This window comes from Streptomyces sindenensis (assembly GCF_014649035.1).
Lineage (GTDB): Bacteria > Actinomycetota > Actinomycetes > Streptomycetales > Streptomycetaceae > Streptomyces > Streptomyces sindenensis.
The window spans coordinates 22,965-41,373 of record NZ_BMSG01000009.1; the positions used below are offsets into that span (position 1 = coordinate 22,965).

Below are 18,409 nucleotides of genomic sequence, written 5' to 3' on the forward strand. Positions count from 1 at the left end.
GGCGGACTCTCGTCGTTCGGTGAGCGGGGGTGGAGCGGCGGGGGGGTGTGCGGACCGGTGGGGGTCAGGAGTGGAAGGGCAGGCCCGCGTCGGCGGCGAGCTCCACGCTGTCGGGGTCGGGCGGCGGCAGCAGGGTGGCGGAGCCGTCGCTGACGGGGACGACGCCGAGCTCCAGCAGTTCGGCCATGGCGGCGCTGCCCGCCAGGTCGCGGACCTGGAGCTGGTAGCGGGCGGTGGTGCGGTAGGCGCCGCCCGCGTCGTCGCCGGTGCGCTGGAGGAAGCCGGAGTCGGTGAGGAAGGCGACGGCCTTGCCGATGATGCCGGTGGTGGATCCGGCGAGTCGGCGGGCGTCCTTGGTGGCGCCGGTGGAGCTGCGGCGGGCGTAGATCCGCCAGCCGGCTTCGAGGCCGGGGGCGTCGCTGGCGGGGTCGGTGTTGTCGCCCTGTTCCTCGGCGCGCTCCTCCAGCCGCCGGCAGGCCTGGCGTACGAAGGCGTCGACGCCGTTGACCGTGATGCGGCCGATGTAGGCGTCGTCGGCGAGGTCCTCGGGGCGGGGGAAGGCGAGGGCGGCGACGGCGAGGTGGGCGAGGCCGTGCAGGAAGCGGTCGGCGGCGTCGGAGGAGGCGCGGCGGGCGTAGTCGCCCATGCGGACGGCGAAGACGGAGTCCTCGCCCGCCGTGACGGCCATCCCGGCGCGCGGGGAGACCTCCAGGACGATGAGGCCGAGGCCGGTGGCGACGGCGTCGGCGAGCCGGGCGAAGGCGCTCTCCTCCCGGTAGCGCCGCAGCAGGTCGGCGTATTCGGCGTCGCGGGCGGGCAGCAGCTTGGGCTGGAGCCCGAAGGAGACGAGCCGGGCGGCGTCGGCGGCGTCGGCCGGGGTGACGGCGGGCTGTCCGGCCGGTTCGGCGGGCTGAGGCGAGCTGTGCGCGGAGTCGGTCGCGTACGTCGTGGAGGGGGCCCCGTACGTCGTGGAGGGGCCGGCGTGCGCGGAGGGCTCGGTCCACGCGTCGGTGTGCTCGGCGTCGTGGTCGCTCACGGCTGGGACTCCTCGGTACGGATGTGGTGCGGGTGCACAGGGCGGGCGGGGCCGGCCGGGACGGAAGACAGGGCGCGGGGCGCAGGGCGGGCGGGGCCGGTCACGAGGCCTCCTGGCGGTCGGCGGCCATGCCGACGGCGTCCAGCAACGCGGTGCCCACGATGAGGTCGGCGCCGCCGAACTCCGGGTCGTCCAGCTCCGCGCCGTCGTCCACAGCGAACAGCAGGCGCCGCTCGCCCTGGCGGTAGGCGGTGCCGACCGGCGGGCTGGCGGCGTGGACGGCGAGCAGGGCGACGAGGTACGGCAGGTCGGTGTCGCCGGTGCGGCGGGCCTCGGCGAGCAGTCCGGAGAGCCGGCGCGGGGCGTCGTGCTCCAGGTCGAGCAGGGTCATGGCCCGGGCGAGCTGCTCCTCGCTGAACCGGCTGTCGTCGGGGGTGGCGATCAGGTCGGGCTCCGGCATCTCCGCGCCCAGGTGCTCGCGCTCCAGCGGCGGGGTGAGCAGCAGGTCGACCAGGTCCCCGATCCGTACGGAGGTGGGGGTGCGCAGCCCGGTGCCGTGGGCGAAGAACGCGTCGGTGGCCCGGGTGGACTCTTCGACGGGGAGCGGGAGGAGCGGGGCGAGGAGCTGCCCGTACAGATCGAGGCCCGCGTGGGGGGCGGGCGGTGCGAAGGCCTGGCGGTCCTGCTCGGCGCGGAAGAGGGGGCCCGCCTCCAGCAGGCGGGACTGGAGCTGCGTGTGGCGGCGGATGCAGTCCTTGACGATGTCGACGAGCTCGGCGGCCCGGCGCTTGTGCTCGGGGTCCTCGGCCTCGTCGCGGGCCTTGCGGATGTTGGTGAGGATCGCGTTCTCGTGGCGGTAGCGGTCGGCCACGTGGTCGAGGGCCTCGGCGATCATGTCCGGGACGGTGTGGAGCCAGTCGACGGCGCGGACGTTGCGCCGGGTGGCCTCCAGGGTGCGGCGCAGGGTCTCGGCGTACTGCACGGTGCGGTAGCGGGCCTGTTCGGCGGCGAGCTGGGCGTCGGCGAGGCGGCCCCGGCTGATCAGGACCTCCAGCTTGACCTCGGCGGCGATCTGGGCGCTGGTGACATCGGTGTCCAGCGCACCGACGAGGACGTTGACCGCTTCGTCGGTGGCCCGGAGGTAGACCGTGCCGCCGTAGCCGGGGACCTCCTCGATGAGCTTGAAGTCGTAGTCGCGGCGGACGTAGACGCCGTCGGTGTTGAAGGTGCCGTAGACGGCGCGGAAGCCGCGGTCGACACTGCCGACGTTGATCAGGTTCTCCAGGACCCAGCGAGCGACCCGTTCGTGCTCGGCGACCGGGCGGTCGGGGGCCTGGGCGGCGACGCGGGGCAGCAGCCTGGCCACTATCTGGTCGTGGTCGGCCCCGGTGTCGAAGTCCATGTTGAGCGTGACGTGGTCGATCGCTGCGAGAGCGACCTCCGCCATGGCGTACACCGTGTACTCGCCGGCCAGATTCGCCTTGCGGACGTCCAGGTCGTGCAGCGGCGCCGTGCACGCGAGGGCGCGCAGCCGCCGCGAGAGCCCCTCGTCGGCGGCGGGGCCCGGGGCAGGCCGCGGCCCCGCGCTGAGCTGCGGCGCAGCGGTGTCCGTGTTGGCAGGCGAAGTCACGTGGGACAGATTAGGTCCTCGCACTGACAACGGTCGAAACGGCGTTTATGCGACCGGTCCCGTGCGAGGGCCACCTCCGCGCCGGACCGTACCCCCGACCGGTCCCGTGCGAGGGCTACGACCGCGCCGGACCGTACCCCCCGCCGCCCGGTGTGCGCACCACGAGCACGTCCCCGGCCTCCAGTTCGGCGGTGTCGCAGCCCTCCAGCGGGACGGCCTCGCCGTCCTCCCGCTCGATGTACTGCTCCCCGAGCGCTCCCGGCTCCCCGCCGCCCGCTCCGTACGGCGGGACCCGGCGATGGCCGGAGAGCAGGGCGATGGTGACGGGTTCCAGGAAGCGGATGCGGCGCTCGACGCCGTGGCCGCCGTGCCACCGGCCCGCTCCCCCGCCGTCCTGGCGTACGGCGAAGGACTCCAGGCGCACCGGCAGCCGCCACTCCAGGATCTCGGGGTCGGTGAGCCGGGAGTTGGTCATATGGGTCTGTACGGCGTCGGCGCCGTCGAAGCCGTCCCCCGCTCCGGAGCCGCTGGCGATCGTCTCGTAGTACTGGACGTGGTCGTTGCCGAAGGTGAGGTTGTTCATGGTGCCCGAACCCTCGGCCTGGCCGCCGATCGCCCCGTACAGGGCGCCGGTGACCGCCTGGGAGGTCTCCACGTTGCCCGCGACGGTCGCCGCCGGATAGCTGGGGTCGAGCATCGAGCCGGGCGGGATGGTCACGTCCAGCGGCTTGAGGCAGCCGCTGTTGAGCGGGATGTCCGCTCCGACGAGGGTGCGGAAGACGTAGAGGACGGCGGCCATGACGACGGAGCGGGGCGCGTTGGCGTTGCCGGGCTGCTGGGGGGAGGTTCCGGTGAAGTCGAGGTGGGCGCTGCGGGCGCCCCGGTCCACGGTGAGACGGACCTGGATCACGGCCCCGCTGTCGGTCTCGTAGCGGCAGTGGCCGTCGTGGAGTCCGGCGACGATGCGGCGTACGGACTCCTCTGCGTTGTCCTGGACGTGGCCCATGTAGGCGTCCACGACGTCGGCCCCGAACTGGTCGGTCATGCGTCGCAGTTCGGCGATGCCCTTCTCGTTGGCGGCGATCTGGGCGCGCAGGTCGGCGAGGTTGGTGTCCGGGGAGCGGGACGGGTACGGGGCGGAGGAGAGCAGGTCGCGGGTCTCCTCCTCGCGCAGCCGGCCGTCGCGGACGAGCAGCCAGTTGTCGAAGAGGACGCCCTCCTCGTGGATCGTCCGGCTGAAGGCGGGCATGGAGCCGGGGGTGATGCCGCCGATCTCGGCGTGGTGGCCGCGCGAGGCGACCAGGAACCGGAGCTTCCCCTCCTCGAACACGGGCGTGACCACGGTGACGTCGGGCAGATGGGTGCCGCCGTGGTACGGGTCGTTGACGGCGTACACGTCGCCGGGGCGCAGGGTGTCCTCGTTGCGCCGGAGCACCTCCTTGATGGACTCCCCCATGGAGCCGAGATGGACCGGGATGTGCGGAGCGTTGGCGATGAGGTTGCCCTCGGCGTCGAACAGGGCGCAGGAGAAGTCGAGGCGTTCCTTGATGTTGACGGAGTGGGCGGTGTTCTCCAGGCGGACGCCCATCTGCTCGGCGATGGACATGAAGAGGTTGTTGAAGACCTCCAGCATCACCGGGTCGACGCGGGTGCCGACGGCGGTGCGCTCGGGGCGGGGGGTGCCGCGGGTGAGGACGAGATGGCCGGTGGGGGCCGCTTCGGCCTGCCAGCCGGGGTCGACGACGGTGGTGGCGTCGTCCTCGGCGACGATCGCGGGCCCGGTGACTGCGGTGCCGGCGGGCAGATCCGCCCGCCGGTGGAGCGGGGCGCGCTGCCACCGGCCCTCGGCGTACAGGTCCACGGTGTCGGCCGGACGCAGCCGGGCGTCGTGGGGGCCGGAGTCGGTGACGGGCCCGGTGCCGTCGGTCGCGCCGGCGGTCCTCGTGGTGTCCGTGGCCCCGGTGGCTTCCACCGAGACCGTCTCGACGACGACGGGCTTGTCCATGGTGAAGCCGAACCGGGCCCGGTGGGCGGCGGCGAAGGCCTCGGCCATGGCGGCCTCCGTGTCCTGGTCCACCGGCAGCGCCGCGTCCGTCCCCGCGTACCGCAGCAGGACCCGGGCCCGGGTGGTGATCGCGGATTCGGGCACTCCGTCGGCGCGCAGGGCTTCGCGGGTACGGTCGGCCAGCTCGGCGCAGAGCCGCTCGACCCGCTCCCGGCAGGCCGCGTCGAGCTGTTCCTCCACCGACTGCTCGCGCATCGCGGTCGCGTCGGCCAGGCCGATGCCGTAGGCGGAGAGCACCCCGGCGAGCGGGGGCACGAGGACGGTGTCGATGCCCAGCGCGTCGGCGACCGCGCAGACGTGCTGGCCGCCCGCGCCGCCGAAGCCGGTGAGGGCGTAGCGGGTGACGTCGTGGCCGCGCTGCACGGAGATCTTCTTGACGGCGTTGGCCATGTTGAGCACGGCGATCTCCAGGAAGCCCGCCGCCACCTCGGCCTCGTCCGGCTTTCGTCCGGTGGCGCGCCCCACCTCGTCGGCGAGCTCGGTGAACCGCTCGCGTACGTGGTCGGCGTCGAGCGGAAGGTCGCCGTCCGTGCCGAAGACGGCCGGGAAGTGGGCGGGCTGGACACGGCCGAGCATCACGTTGGCGTCGGTGACGGTGAGGGGGCCGCCCCGGCGGTAGGAGGCGGGGCCTGGGTCGGCGCCGGCCGAGTCGGGGCCGACGCGGTAGCGGCTGCCGTCGAAGTGCAGGACGGAGCCGCCGCCGGCCGCGACGGTGTGGATGCTCATCATCGGGGCACGCATCCGGACCCCGGCGACCTGCGTTCCCAGCTCGCGTTCGAACTCCCCGGCGTAGTGCGACACATCGGTGGAGGTGCCGCCCATGTCGAAGCCGATGACCCGGTCGTGGCCGGCCTGCTGCGAGGTGCGGACCATGCCGACGACGCCTCCGGCCGGTCCGGAGAGGACGGCGTCCTTGCCGCGGAAGCGGGCGGCTTCGCGCAGGCCCCCGTTGGACTGGAGGAACATCAGCCGGATCCCGTCCAGGCGGGCGGCGACCTCGTCGACGTACCGGCCGAGGACGGGTGAGAGATAGGCGTCGACGACCGTGGTGTCGCCGCGGGGGACGAGCCTGATCAGCGGGCTGACCTCGTGGGAGCTGCTGACCTGGGTGAAGCCCGCCTCCCGGGCCGCCTCGGCGACGGCCCGTTCGTGGTCGGGGTGGCGGTAGCCGTGCATCAGGACGACGGCGGCGCTGCGCAGGCCGTCGGCGTGGGCGACGCGCAATTGTCGGCGTACGGGGTCGAGCTCCAGGGGCCGTACGGTGCGGCCGTGGGCGTCGATGCGTTCGGGGACCTCGATCACGCGCTCGTGGACGGTCTCGGGCAGGACGATGTGCCGGTCGAAGAGGCGCGGACGGTTCTGGTACGCGATCCGCAGCGCGTCCCGGAAGCCCTCGGTGATCAGCAGGACGGTCGGCTCTCCGTGCCTCTCCAGCAGGGCGTTGGTGGCGACGGTGGTGCCCATCCGGACGGCGGCGACCCGGTCGGCCGGCACCGGTTCGCCGGAATCAAGGCCGAGGAGCAGCCGGATTCCGGCGACGGCGGCGTCGTCGTACCGGCCGGGGTCGTGGGAGAGGAGCTTGCGGGTGATCAGCCGGCCGTCGGGACGGCGGCCCACGATGTCGGTGAAGGTGCCGCCCCGGTCGATCCAGAACTCCCAGCGTCCGGTCATGGCGCCATTCTGTGCCCGCGCCCCTGACCTCGCAGGGGCGGGAAGCCGTCCGGGAGCCCTCAGTCCGGGCCTCAGTCCGGGTCTCAGTCCGGACCTCAGTCCGGGAAGAGCGCGGCCAGCCGGGGCAGGTGCCTGCGGTTCGCCTCGTCGTCCTCGGCGTCCCAGCTCTCGCCCTCCGGTGCCGCCGGGCGTATCCGCTCGCGCAGCGCCGCCTCCACCGCCGCGGCGAGCGAGTCGGTCTCGCCCCGGACGCGCCGGTACGCCTCGGTCACCGGCGCGCTCAGCGACTCGTATCCGATCCACCCGCGCTCGCCGCGGCCCATCCGGACCACCACCGGCAGGGCGGCCAGCGAATCGGGATCGGCGACCGCGCGGGTGAAGGTCTCCCGGCCGAGCAGGGCGAGCCCGTCGCGGAAGTCCATGAAGCCGTCGTCGCCGCAGCCGCCCTCGATGAGGTGGGCCGCGTTCCAGAGGGGCCACCGGTAGGCGGAATCGGTCACCTGCACCGCCGTGACCGCGAACGCCGCTATCCGTTCCGGCTCCAGGGCGGCGAGCACGTCCGTCAGCGCGCCCGGCAGCGGATCGTCGGGCGCGTCCCGGTCGTCCGCCCGGTCCCCGGCCACCTCGCGAGCCCGTTCGACGAGCCCCCACCACTCGTTGTCGTCCATGGGAAAAGCCTAGGAGGAGGGTCTGACAGCGACCCTCCTCCCAAAGAACCCGTGCGGTCAGACGGCCGACGCGTCCGGCCCGATCCGGCTGCGCACCGCCGTCTGGACCTCGGCCTCCTCGGCCGGGTCGGCGGCGAGGCGGCGCAGTCGTTCGGCGACGCGGATGTCGCCGGTCTCGGCGTGCAGGGCGGCCACCTCGCGGGTGGTCTCCTCACAGTCCCAGAGGCACTCCACCGCGAATCCGGTCGCGAAGGACGGGTCGGTGGCGGCCAGGGCGCGGGCGGCCCGGCCCCGCAGGTGCGAGGAGGACGTCTCGCGGTAGACGTGGCGCAGGACGGGGGCGGCGCAGGCGATGCCGAGGCGGCCGGCTCCGTCGACGAGGGTCCACAGCCGGGGTGCGTCGGGTCCGTCGCCGCGTACGGCCTCCCGGAGCGCGCCGAGGACTTGGGGAGCGTCCTGGGCGGTGCCTCGGCAGGCGAGCACTCCGGAGGCGGAGGCGCCGAGAGCGTCGGGGCGGCGGGCCCACCGCCGGGCCCGCTCGACGGCGGCGTCGCCGGTCATCCGCTCGAAGGCGGCGATGGCCGCGTGAGCGACGGTGCGGGAGGGGCTGAGGGCGGCGGCCTCGATGAGGTCGAGGACAGCGGGTTCGCCGGCCTCCGCGAGGTAGTGCAGGGCGGCACAGCGGGCGCCTTCCGGGCCGCGGCGGGCGGCCTCGACGATCTGGGGAAGGTCGTCGGGTCCGGCGACGGCGGTGAGGCAGCGGGCCGCGGGGACGTGCAGTTCGCTGCCGCGTTCCAGGGCCTGCTGGGCCCAGTCGAAGACGGCCTGGACGCTCCAGCCGGGGCGGGGCCCCCCGGGGCGCATCTGGCGCTGCCATCGGTCGAACGAGCCCTGTTCGCCGGCGGCCCGGACGCGGGCGCCGACCGCTTCGCGCGGATCGTCGGCCCACAGCCGCCAGGGCCGCGGCTCGAAGGAGTCGCGTACGGCGGCGGCGAGGTCGGCCGCGCCCTGGTCGGTGGCCGGGAAGCGGGCGAGGACGGGCAGCGCGAGGGAGCGCAGGCCGGCGTCGTCGTCGCGCAGGGCCAGTTCGTCCAGGGCCCAGGCCCAGTTGGCGCCGGTCGTCGCGTAGCGGCGGAGGAGGGCCAGGGCGTCGTCGCGTCCGTAGGAGGCGAGGTGGCCGAGGACGGAGAGCGCCAGACCGGTCCGGGAGTCGTCGGTATCGATGTGGTCGTCGGGATCGGCCAGGTGCCGCTCGATCTCCTCGATACCGCCGTCGAGGTCGAGGTAGAGGCGCGCGTAGTAGAGGGAGCGGTTCTCCACCTGCCAGTCGTGGCGGGGGTCGCTCACGACGCAGTGGTTGAGGGCCGCGAGGGCCTCGGGGCGCGGTGCGGCGAGCGCGTGGAGCGTGCCGTCGCCGCGGCCCCTCTGCAGCAGGCCGAGCAGGGTGCCGCTCGGCGCTATGAACGGATCGAACATGGGAGAAAGCCTCACATCAAGCTGTCGACGCAACCGGGACTGTGCAGTGCCCCGTGCCTCTCGGCACGTGGGGATGTCCGGGGGGACACCGTTACGCCGCGCAGTGACATGATCGGCCGACCGCCGTCTTTCGCCTGGTGTAGAGCATCTTCCTCTGCCTCTCGTCGGTGGCCCTGAGCGGGCCCGCGACGTCATGATGACCCAGCCATTTCGCCACCGCGACCACATTTACGACGGACCGGTCAGCGAAGCCCACGGCGGACGCGCCCAGCGGCGCCCCCGCCGGCGTCTCACCGCGCACCGAAGCGTTCCAGCAGGTCGGACTTGCCGAACATCCGGGCCGTGTCCAGCGCGGACGGTGTTCCGGCGGCCGGGTCGGCGCCGGCGGCGAGCAGGGCGTCGATGACGGCGTCCTCGCCCTTGAAGACGGCTCCGGCCAGCGGGGTCTGGCCCCGGTCGTTGGCCCGGTCCGGGTCGGCGTCGCGGGCGACGAGGGCGGCGACCGCGGCGGCGTGCCCGTGGTAGGCGGCGAGCATCAGGAGCGTGTCGCCCCGGTCGTTGGTGAGGTTGGCGGGGACTCCGGCCTCGACGTACGCGGTGAGGGCCTCGGTGTCGCCGGTGCGGGCCAGGTCGAAGACCTTGGTCGCCAGCTCGACCACCTCGGGATCGGGGGTTTCGCTCATCGGGACGGAGCCGCCTTCCTTTGACTGCCGCCACGGCTGCTCAGCGCCGTGGTTGACCTGGTGGGGAGTACGGCGGGGGCCGTACGAGTGAATCGACAGGGTACTGCTCCCGGGCCGACATGACCCGGCCCGGATACGGCAAGGGATCACCGCGGCTGATCCTGCCCGGCACGGACCGGGTGATGCCGCTCCCCGGGGGCCGACTTCTGTGAGCCAGTCAAGTGAAAGCGCAGGATATTCACTCGATTGCACCTTTTGTCGTATAGATACTTCTCGTGATCCTGGAAGGACTCATGGTGACTGTCCCCTTCAACCAGGAGAGAACCGCTCATGATCCTTTCCATCTCGGGCGTGGTCCTGCTCGCCATCATCGTCTTCCTGTTCTTCAAGAAGGACGGGCTCAAGGCCTCCCACGCCATCGTCTGCGCCCTGTTCGGCTTCTACCTGGCCGGCACCGCCATCGCCCCGAGCATCACGGCGGGCGGGGCGAGCCTCGCCGGCCTGCTGGGCGGGATCAAGTTCTGACGCTCCGCAACCGCTCCCACCCCTTCAGGAGACCGACGTGGCCCGGCGACCACTCCCCCGCATTCTGAGCAGCGGCAGCGCTTCGATCACTCGCAGCAGAGAGATCGCGCGCACGGCCGCCGACAGTGCCACCGACGTCCTCCATCCGCTGATCACGGTGGTCCGCGGACTGCGGCTGCTGGCCGTCTCCGGCCGGCAGAAGTGGATCGCCACTCCCAAGGAACGGCGTGGTCCCAAGCTGTTCCTCGCCGCGGCCTGCGTGCTGGTGATGGCGCTCGTCCCGTACGGGCCGATCCTGGCCCTGATCACGGTGATGGGCGCCGCCGCGTGGAAGGGGCGGGAGCGGACCCCCGTGCGGACCGGGCCCGACGAGTCGGAGACCGCGCGACTGCGGTCCCTGTACGAGGCGCTCGTACCGTACTTCTCCACGGCCGACGACCCCGATCCGCTGTTCGCGCACGGCGGCGACTGGTCGAAGGCCTTCGACCAGTACGCCTTCGACCAGGACGGGCGGCTCACGAGCCTCCGGATCTCCTACCCCGCGTACTTCATGGACGGCGACCCCGCCGCCCGCGCCCGGATCGAGCAGTTGCTCCACACCAAGTCCGGCCGGGGCCGCGAGTACCACTTCGGCTGGGACGAGGAGGCCAACCGCCTCGTTCTGACCGTGCTGGACGCCCTCTCCACGACGGTCGCGGCCCAGCGCTTCGTCACCGCCCCCGGCGAGACGGTCCTCGGCTTCACCGATCCGCACTCCGTCTCGCGCACCGTCCCCGTGCTCGACGGCGACACGACGGTGGACGCCTCGCCCGTCGTCTGGCGGACCGGCGGCCGCTCCACCGAACCGCATCTGCTGGCCGTGGGCCAGCCCGGCGGCGGCACCACGACCCTGCTCCGCTCGATCGCCCTGCAGGCCCTCCAGAACGGTGACGTGATCATCGTCGACGGCGGCGGGACCGGCGAGTACGCCGCTCTCACCGGCCGCGACGGCGTCCTCGCCGTGGAGTCCGGGCTCGGCGGAACGCTGGCCACGCTGGAGTGGGCGGCGCACGAGACGGAGCGCCGCCTGATCACCGCCAACCTGGCCCGGCAGAGCGGCCGCCCGGCGCCGGAGGACATCCGCCGCCCGCTGTGGATCCTGCTCGACCGCCCCGGCGTCCTCGGCCATCTGGCGGCGGCCGACGGCAGGCCCGACCCGCAGGAGCTGCTCCGGATCCCGCTGCGGCACGGCCGGGCGGCCCAGGTCACCGTCGTCCTGGCCGAGCAGTTCGACGCGCTGGACACCCTCACCGAGCCCGTCCGGACCCACACCCGGGCCCGCGCCGTCCTCGGACCGGCCTCGCCCGAGCAGATCGAGGCCGTCCTCGGCACCGGGCCGCACACCACTCCCCCGCCCGAGGTCCCCGCGGGCCGCGGCTATGTCCGGCTCGGCGCGGGCCCGGTCCTCCGGCTCCAGGTGCCCGCCACCCCGGACCCCTACGACGACGCCACGAGCGACGCGCACCGGCAGGCCGTGCTCGGCCTGCTGCCCGGCCGGGGCGACCCGGTCGAGGCGGCGCCCGTGCGGGAGCCCGACGACGAGGGCCCGGCGACGGCACCGGTGCCCGTGGCGGCGGAGACGACGGCCGTTCCGGTGGAGGCGATGGTCGCCGAGGCCCGGCCGTCCGAGCCGCTGGCGAAGGCGCAGCCGGCCGGCGCCGAAAGCTGAGCGGCGCACACGGACGGCACGGCGGGCGGGGAGCGGGCCTGATGGTCCGCTCCCCGCCCGCCGTCTTGCCGTACCGGCCCTCAGGCCACGAAGGAGCGCGGGGCGTCGGCCCCCACACCCGCCCCGGAGCGCACCAGGTCGACCGCCGCGGCCAGCCGTACGGCCGCCTCGTCGGCGACCGGCCCGCTCACCGTGAACGGCAGCCGTACGTATCCCTCGAAGGCCCCGTCGACCCCGAAGCGGGGGCCCGACGGCACGCGGACGCCGACGCGTTCGCCCGCCACGGCCAGCCGCGAACCGGAGATGCCCCCGGTGCGCACCCAGAGCGTCAGCCCGCCGCGCGGCACGGTGAACTCCCAGTCCGGCAGCTCCCGGCGGACCGCCGCGACCAGGGCGTCCCGGTTCTCCCGCGCCTGGCCCCGCCGGACCTCGACCGCCTGTTCCCAGCCGCCGGTGCCCATGAGCCAGTTGATGGCGAGCTGTTCCAGGACGGGCGTGCCCATGTCGGCGTAGGCGCGGGCGGCGACCAGGCTGCGGATGACGTCCGGGGCCGCGCGCACCCAGCCGATGCGCATACCGGCCCAGAAGGCCTTGCTGGCCGATCCGACGGTCAGGACCGTGCTGCCGGCCGGGTCGAAGGCGCAGACCCGGCGCGGCATGTCGAGGTCGGCGTCCAGGCGGAGTTCGTTCATGGTCTCGTCGACGACCAGGACCGTTCCGGCGGACCGGGCCGCCTCCACCAGATCGCGGCGCTGCTGCTCGTCGGCGAGCGCGCCGGTGGGGTTGTGGAAGTCGGCGACCACATAGGCGAGCCGGGGCGCGGCGTCCCGCAGCACCTGGCGCCAGCGGTTCATGTCCCAGCCGCCGAGCCCCTCCTGCATCGCGACCGGGACGAGGCGGGCACCGGTCTCGCGCATCAGCTGGAGGATGTTGGCATAGCTGGGGGACTCGACCGCGATGCGTTCACCGCGGCCGGCGAAGAGATGACAGATCGCGTCGATGGCGCCCATCGCGCCGGTGGTGACCATGATCTGTTCGGGCATGGTCGGGATACCGAGGGCGGTGTAGCGGTCGGCGATCATCCCGCGCAGGACGGGCAGCCCGGCCGGGTAGTCACCGTGCGTGTGGGCGTACGGCGGCAGCTCCTCCAGCGCCCCCTGGACCGCCCGGGTCAGCCAGGGCTCGGGCGCGGGAAGGGCCGCGCAGCCCAGGTCGATCATCGAGCCGAGCGACTCCGGGGGCAGCGGTTCGAGGCCGCGGGCGGGCAGCGGGTTGCCGGCCGGGACGGCGGTCCAGCTGCCCGCGCCGCGCCGGGACTCCAGGAAGCCTTCGGCGCGCAGGGCCTCATAGGCGGCGGCGACGGTCGTACGGCTCACGGACAGGGCGAGGGCCAGTTCGCGTTCGGCGGGGAGCCGGGCGGCGACCGGAACGCGGCCTTCCAGGACGAGCAGCCGTACGCCGTCGGCGAGCGCGCGGTACGCGGGCGGCTTGCGGCCGCCGGGGCCGGTGGGCCGGGCCTGTTGTGACCGGAGCTGCCGGGCGAGCTGGGCCGCTCCGACCGTCGATGTCCACTGCGCCATCGAAATCAGTCCACCTTCCTCGAATTGGCCATAGTTGGTGGCCGATCCCCTGCCACAGGGTGGCACAAAGCAGTCCACCACCACTACATCAGGGGGCACGACGTGGCCAGGACCACCGACCGGAGCACCACTCGTCTCACGCGGCGGCTGGTCCAGCTGTACGTGGGTCTGGCGCTGTACGGGGCGAGTTCTGCGCTCCTGGTGCGTGCGGGGCTGGGTCTGGAGCCGTGGGGTGTGCTGCACCAGGGCCTCGCGGAGCTGACCGGGATCTCGATCGGCGTGGTGTCGATCATCGTGGGCGCGGTGGTGCTGCTGCTGTGGATCCCGCTGCGCCAGCGGCCGGGGCTCGGCACCGTCTCGAACGTCTTCGTGGTGGGGCTGGCGATGGATGGGACGCTCGCGGTGGTCGGCGACCTGGACGCGCTCGGCGTCCGCATCCCGGTGCTGGTGCTCGGCATCGTCCTCAACGGCGTGGCGACCGGGCTGTACATCGCGGCCCGGTTCGGCCCCGGCCCCCGGGACGGCCTGATGACCGGGCTGCACCACATCACCGGCCGCTCGATCCGGCTGGTCCGTACGGCGATCGAGGTGGCGGTCGTGGTGACCGGCTTCCTGCTGGGCGGTTCGCTGGGGGCGGGCACGGTGCTGTACGCGCTGGCCATCGGCCCGCTGGCCCAGCTGTTCCTGCGACTGTTCGCGCTCCCCGAGGTTTCCGGACCGGGTGTCGCCGTCGCCCCGGGCGAGCCGTCCACCCCCGCGCCGGCCGCCGGTTCCGGGCCCGTTGCCGCTCCGACGTCCGGGCAGGCCATACTGCCGCAGTGAATCCGAGCCACCCCTATCTGGACCACCCGACGCCGATCGCCTTCGCCCACCGCGGCGGGGCGGCGGACGGCGTGGAGAACACCGTGACCGCCTTCCGCCGGGCATCGGACGCGGGCTACCGCTACTTCGAGACCGATGTGCACACCACGGCGGACGGCCGGCTGGTCGCCTTCCACGACCCGACGCTGGACCGCGTCACCGACGCCCGGGGCCGGATCGCCGACCTCCCCTGGGGCGAGGTGAGCCGGGCCCGGGTCGGGGGCAGCGAACCGCTCCCGCTCTTCGAGGAGCTGCTGGAGGAGTTCCCCGAGGCCCGCTGGAACGTGGACCTGAAGGCCGAATCGGCGCTGGAGCCGCTGCTCGGCCTGATCCGCCGGACCGGCGCCTGGGACCGGATCTGTGTCGGCTCCTTCTCGGAGGCCCGGGTGGCCCGGGCGCACCGCCTGGCGGGGCCCCGGCTGGCCACGTCGTACGGGGTGCGGGGCGTCCTGGCGCTGCGCCTGCGTTCGTACGGGATCCCGGCGGCGCTGCGCGCGGGCGCGGTGTGCGCGCAGGTCCCCGAGCGGCAGGGCGCCGTCCCGGTGGTGGACGCCCGCTTCGTCCGGACCGCCCACGCGCTGGGACTCCAGGTGCACGTCTGGACGGTGAACGAACCGGAGCGGATGGCGGCGCTCCTGGACCTCGGGGTGGATGGCATCATGACCGATCACATCGAGACGCTGCGTACGGTGCTGAGCGAGCGGGGGGCCTGGTCCTGACGCCCGGTCCGTCCACGTCCACCGGGGACGAGCGAGGGGACGCGGGATGAACACGGGGACAGCGGGGAAGGCCGAGCCGTCGGGGCGGCCGCCGGGCGGCGCGACGGCCGCCGCCCGCAAGCGTGAGCAGCAGGGCTGGTACTTCTACGACTTCGCGTGCTCCGTCTACTCCACCAGCGTGCTGACCGTCTTCCTCGGTCCGTATCTGACGTCGGTCGCCAGGGCCGCGGCGGACCCGGACGGTTTCGTGCACCCGCTGGGCATACCCGTGCGGGCGGGCTCGCTGTTCGCGTACTCCGTCTCGGCGTCCATCGTGGTGGCCGTGGTCCTGATGCCGGTCGTGGGTGCGGCGGCGGACCGTACGGGGCGCAAGAAGCCGCTGCTGGCGGCGGCCGCGTACACCGGGGCGGCGGCGACGGCCGGGATGTTCTTCCTGGACGGCCACCGCTATCTGCTGGGGGCGTTCCTGCTGATCGTGGCGAACGCCTCGATCTCGGTGTCGATGGTGCTGTACAACGCCTATCTGCCGCAGATCTCCGAGCCGGAGGAGCGCGACGCGGTCTCCTCGCGCGGCTGGGCCTTCGGCTACACCTCGGGGGCCCTCGTCCTGGTCCTCAACCTGATCCTCTACACCGGTCACGACTCCTTCGGGCTCTCGGAGTCCGACGCGGTGCGGATCTGCCTGGCCTCGGCCGGTGTGTGGTGGGGCGCGTTCACGCTCGTACCGCTGCGCCGGCTGCGCGACCGGCGGGTGAGGCCGGACGGCGAGGGGGCGGTCGGCTCCGGCTGGAAGCAGCTGCGGGCCACCCTGCGCGACATGCGGCGCCACCCGCTCACGCTCTCCTTCCTGCTGGCCTACCTCGTGTACAACGACGGGATCCAGACGGTGATCTCGCAGGCCTCGCTGTACGGCTCCGAGGAGCTGGGCCTGGACCAGACGACGCTGATCGTCGCCGTGCTGCTGGTACAGATCCTGGCGGTGGCGGGGGCGCTCGGCATGGGGCGGCTCGCCCGGACGTACGGCGCGAAGCGCACGATCCTGGGGTCGCTGATCGTGTGGACCCTGATCCTGCTCTCCGCCTATCTGCTGCCGGCCGACGCGCCGGTGTTCTTCTTCGTCCTGGCGGCGGCGATCGGCCTGGTGCTGGGCGGGAGCCAGGCGCTGTCCCGGTCGCTGTTCTCGCACCTGGTGCCGCGCGGCAAGGAGGCGGAGTACTTCTCCGCGTACGAGATGAGCGATCGCGGGCTGAGCTGGCTGGGGCCCCTGGTGTTCGGCCTGGCGTACCAGCTGACCGGCAGCTACCGGGACGCGATCATCTCGCTGGTGGCGTTCTTCGCCCTCGGCGCGGTGCTGCTCGCGCGGGTCCCGGTGAGGCGTGCGGTGGAGGCTGCGGGGAACCCCGTGCCGGACCGGATTTAGACGTTGAAGTCAAAGGCCGGTAGTATACGTCTTTGGCCTGCCCGGAGGACCGTTACTGCCAGTGGAAGCGGCTCTACCGTTGGGTGACAACATCCACCAGAGGTGACAAACCGGGCATGGGCGGGTACTCAACCCAGATAAAGCAGCGGCACGACGGGCGACGTATGACCCGCAACGGGAATCTTTACCGCCGACCGGACGTTGACCGGATGACGACGACAGCGACATTTTGTCCTGTGGGCGACAAGCCCGGGAGGCACGATTCATGAGTGAGCGAGCTCTCCGCGGCACGCGACTTGTGGTTACCAGCTACGAGACGGACCGCGGCATCGATCTGGCCCCGCGCCAGGCGGTGGAGTACGCATGCCAGAACGGACATCGATTCGAGATGCCGTTCTCGGTAGAAGCAGAGATTCCGCCGGAGTGGGAGTGCAAGGCGTGCGGCGCCCAGGCACTCCTGGTGGACGGGGACGGCCCCGAAGAGAAGAAGGGCAAGCCGGCGCGCACGCACTGGGACATGCTCATGGAGCGGCGCACCCGCGAGGAGCTGGAAGAGGTGCTGGCCGAGAGGCTGGCGGTTCTCCGTTCCGGAGCCATGAACATCGCCGTGCACCCGCGGGACAGCAGGAAGTCTGCCTGACCGCGTAACACCGCACAGCAGCACAGCACCAAGAGCCGCGGGCCGTGACACAGAACGTGTGTCACGGCCCGCGGCTCTTGTGCGTGCGGCCCCTCAGGGCGTGAGGGGCGGGCGCCGGTCCTGAGGGCCCCGGGGGTCGTCGTCGGATCCGCCGGACGTCCGGGGGCCGTCGTCGCGGATGACCTCGCCCTGGACGACCTTCCCGTCCGGGCGGTGCATCCGGGCCTGCTGGAACGCGTCTCCGAGGCTGCCGGGCGTCGCCGCCCGCATCCGGCGTTCCAGCGAGCGTTCCGCGTAACGGCTGATCATGGTGCGCACCGGCGGCACCAGCAGGAGCAGCCCGGCCGCGTCCGAGATCAGTCCGGGGATCAGGAGCAGCAGCCCGCCCAGCATCAGCAGACCGTTGCCCCGGGAGCCCTTGCCGTCGGCGGGGGGCGTCGGCGGTGTGGCGGGGGCGCCGGGCTGTCCCGGCATCTGCTGGAGGGTCTCGGTGAGGTTCCTGAAGGCGCGCCGGCCGGCGCTCTTGATGACCACGGCGCCGAGCGCGGCCCCGGCCACCAGGATCAGCAGGACCACGAGGCCGCCCGCGGCCGAGGCGACCAGGGTCAGGAGCCAGATCTCCAGGACCAGCCAGGCGGCCAGAGCCGGCGGCAGGAATCTACGGGCGCGTGAGCGCCGGGGACGGGTCGGGGGCGGAGTGCCGGTCGTCATGCCCCCAGTGTGCCCGTACCGGCGTGCAAGCGGCGTAAGGGGGTGATCATGAAGCGACCGGCCGACGGCCCCGGGAGCAGTCCCGGCCCCGCCTTCCCGGCTCCGTCCTCGGCCGCAGGACCTGGGGGGCGGGGCGCGGCCGGGGGGTCAGAGGGTCTTGCGGCCCAGGACCTTGTTGGCGCGGGAGGTGATGCCCCAGCCGGTGACCCGCCAGAGCGCCTCGACGAGGATGTCCCGGCTCATCTTGGAGTCGCCGACCTCCCGGTCGACGAAGGTGATGGGGACCTCGACCACGTGGTAGCCCGCGTCCACCGCGCGGCGGGCGAGGTCCACCTGGAAGCAGTAGCCCTGCGAGGCGACCTCGCCGAGCCCGAGTCCGTTCAGCGTCTCGGTGCGGAAGGCGCGGTAGCCGCCGGTGACGTCCCGGACGGAGAGGCCGAGGGCGAGCCGGGAGTAGAGGCTGCCGCCGCGCGAGATGACCTCGCGGCTCTTGGGCCAGTTGACCACCCGGCCGCCGGGCACCCAGCGGGATCCCAGCACCAGGTCGGCGCCCTTGAGCGCGGTGAGCAGCCGGGGCAGCTCCTCGGGCTGGTGGGAGCCGTCGGCGTCCATCTCGACGAGGACGCCGTAGCCGTGCTCGGAGCCCCAGGCGAAGCCCGCGAGGTAGGCGGCGCCGAGCCCTTCCTTGCCCTTTCGGTGCAGAACATGGACCTGGTCGTCGGCGGCAGCGATCGCGTCGGCCGCCTTGCCGGTGCCGTCGGGGCTGTTGTCGTCGGCCACCAGGATGTCGGCGTCCGGGACGGCGGCGCGCACCCGGTCGACGATCGGCTTGATGTTCTCGACCTCGTTGTAGGTCGGGATGATCACCAGCACCTTGCCGAGCGGGCCGAACTGCCTCTGACCGCCGTCGTTCACTACTGCCCCTTAGAGTCCGTACACAGGGGGACACCATATCCAGCGCACCGGCCGGAAGGTCGCGCCCCCGCGGTGGAACTGCGGATCGGGGCCCGGCGCCC

Annotated in this window: 15 protein-coding genes; 6 read left to right on the forward strand and 9 right to left on the reverse strand. The window is 73.2% G+C overall.

The annotated features are described in order from the left end of the window. Positions 1–64: 64 nt before the first annotated feature. From IE145_RS12815 to IE145_RS12840, 6 genes are all read right to left on the reverse strand, one after another. Positions 65–1,036: a hypothetical protein gene (locus tag IE145_RS12815; RefSeq protein ID WP_189521052.1), complete on the reverse strand. Its 972-nt coding sequence runs from the start codon at positions 1,034–1,036 to the stop codon at positions 65–67. 100 nt (positions 1,037–1,136) lie between these two features. Continuing rightward, a complete protein-coding gene (locus IE145_RS12820) occupies positions 1,137–2,666 on the reverse strand; it encodes a hypothetical protein (RefSeq protein WP_189521053.1) in 1,530 nt (509 codons plus the stop codon). A 115-nt stretch (positions 2,667–2,781) separates the two neighbouring features. Further along, positions 2,782–6,402: a hydantoinase B/oxoprolinase family protein gene (locus IE145_RS12825; RefSeq protein ID WP_189521054.1), complete on the reverse strand. Its 3,621-nt coding sequence runs from the start codon at positions 6,400–6,402 to the stop codon at positions 2,782–2,784. Between the two features lie 95 nt (positions 6,403–6,497). Further along, positions 6,498–7,070, reverse strand: a complete 573-nt coding sequence (locus IE145_RS12830; RefSeq protein WP_189521055.1) for a DUF4240 domain-containing protein — start codon at positions 7,068–7,070, stop codon at positions 6,498–6,500. 57 nt (positions 7,071–7,127) lie between these two features. Next, positions 7,128–8,546: a HEAT repeat domain-containing protein gene (locus IE145_RS12835; RefSeq protein WP_189521056.1), complete on the reverse strand. Its 1,419-nt coding sequence runs from the start codon at positions 8,544–8,546 to the stop codon at positions 7,128–7,130. A 290-nt stretch (positions 8,547–8,836) separates the two neighbouring features. Continuing rightward, positions 8,837–9,229, reverse strand: coding sequence for an ankyrin repeat domain-containing protein (locus IE145_RS12840; protein WP_189521057.1), 393 nt, complete (start codon positions 9,227–9,229; stop codon positions 8,837–8,839). Positions 9,230–9,559: 330 nt separating this feature from the next. Between IE145_RS12840 and IE145_RS12845 the strand changes: the two genes are divergently transcribed. Continuing rightward, entirely contained in the window at positions 9,560–9,754 is a 195-nt protein-coding gene (locus IE145_RS12845; protein WP_006123109.1) for a hypothetical protein, read from the forward strand. Between the two features lie 37 nt (positions 9,755–9,791). Next, entirely contained in the window at positions 9,792–11,462 is a 1,671-nt protein-coding gene (locus IE145_RS12850; protein ID WP_189521058.1) for a hypothetical protein, read from the forward strand. 80 nt (positions 11,463–11,542) lie between these two features. On the opposite strand, the gene IE145_RS12855 is transcribed toward IE145_RS12850, so the two are convergent. Continuing rightward, a complete protein-coding gene (locus IE145_RS12855; RefSeq protein ID WP_189521059.1) occupies positions 11,543–13,042 on the reverse strand; it encodes an SCO1417 family PLP biosynthesis transcription factor in 1,500 nt (499 codons plus the stop codon). A gap of 102 nt (positions 13,043–13,144) precedes the next feature. Between IE145_RS12855 and yczE the strand changes: the two genes are divergently transcribed. The 4 genes from yczE (at position 13,145) to IE145_RS12875 (ending at position 16,682) form a co-directional block, all read left to right on the forward strand. After that, complete coding sequence (gene yczE, locus IE145_RS12860) at positions 13,145–13,864, forward strand: membrane protein YczE (RefSeq protein WP_189521060.1); 720 nt, start codon at positions 13,145–13,147, stop codon at positions 13,862–13,864. Beyond that, entirely contained in the window at positions 13,861–14,622 is a 762-nt protein-coding gene (locus IE145_RS12865; protein ID WP_069737292.1) for a glycerophosphodiester phosphodiesterase family protein, read from the forward strand. The genes yczE and IE145_RS12865 overlap by 4 nt, the downstream gene beginning before the upstream one ends. Positions 14,623–14,668: 46 nt before the next feature. Further along, complete coding sequence (locus IE145_RS12870) at positions 14,669–16,042, forward strand: MFS transporter (protein ID WP_189521061.1); 1,374 nt, start codon at positions 14,669–14,671, stop codon at positions 16,040–16,042. 265 nt (positions 16,043–16,307) lie between these two features. Further along, entirely contained in the window at positions 16,308–16,682 is a 375-nt protein-coding gene (locus IE145_RS12875) for an RNA polymerase-binding protein RbpA (RefSeq protein WP_003959706.1), read from the forward strand. Positions 16,683–16,775: 93 nt separating this feature from the next. On the opposite strand, the gene fxsA is transcribed toward IE145_RS12875, so the two are convergent. Together fxsA and IE145_RS12885 are read right to left on the reverse strand one after the other, a co-directional pair. Continuing rightward, complete coding sequence (gene fxsA / locus IE145_RS12880; protein WP_189521062.1) at positions 16,776–17,393, reverse strand: FxsA family membrane protein; 618 nt, start codon at positions 17,391–17,393, stop codon at positions 16,776–16,778. A gap of 147 nt (positions 17,394–17,540) precedes the next feature. Then, the gene (locus tag IE145_RS12885) at positions 17,541–18,308 is read right to left on the reverse strand and encodes a polyprenol monophosphomannose synthase (protein ID WP_189521063.1); all 768 of its coding nucleotides are present in this window, start codon (positions 18,306–18,308) and stop codon (positions 17,541–17,543) included. Positions 18,309–18,409: the final 101 nt, after the last annotated feature.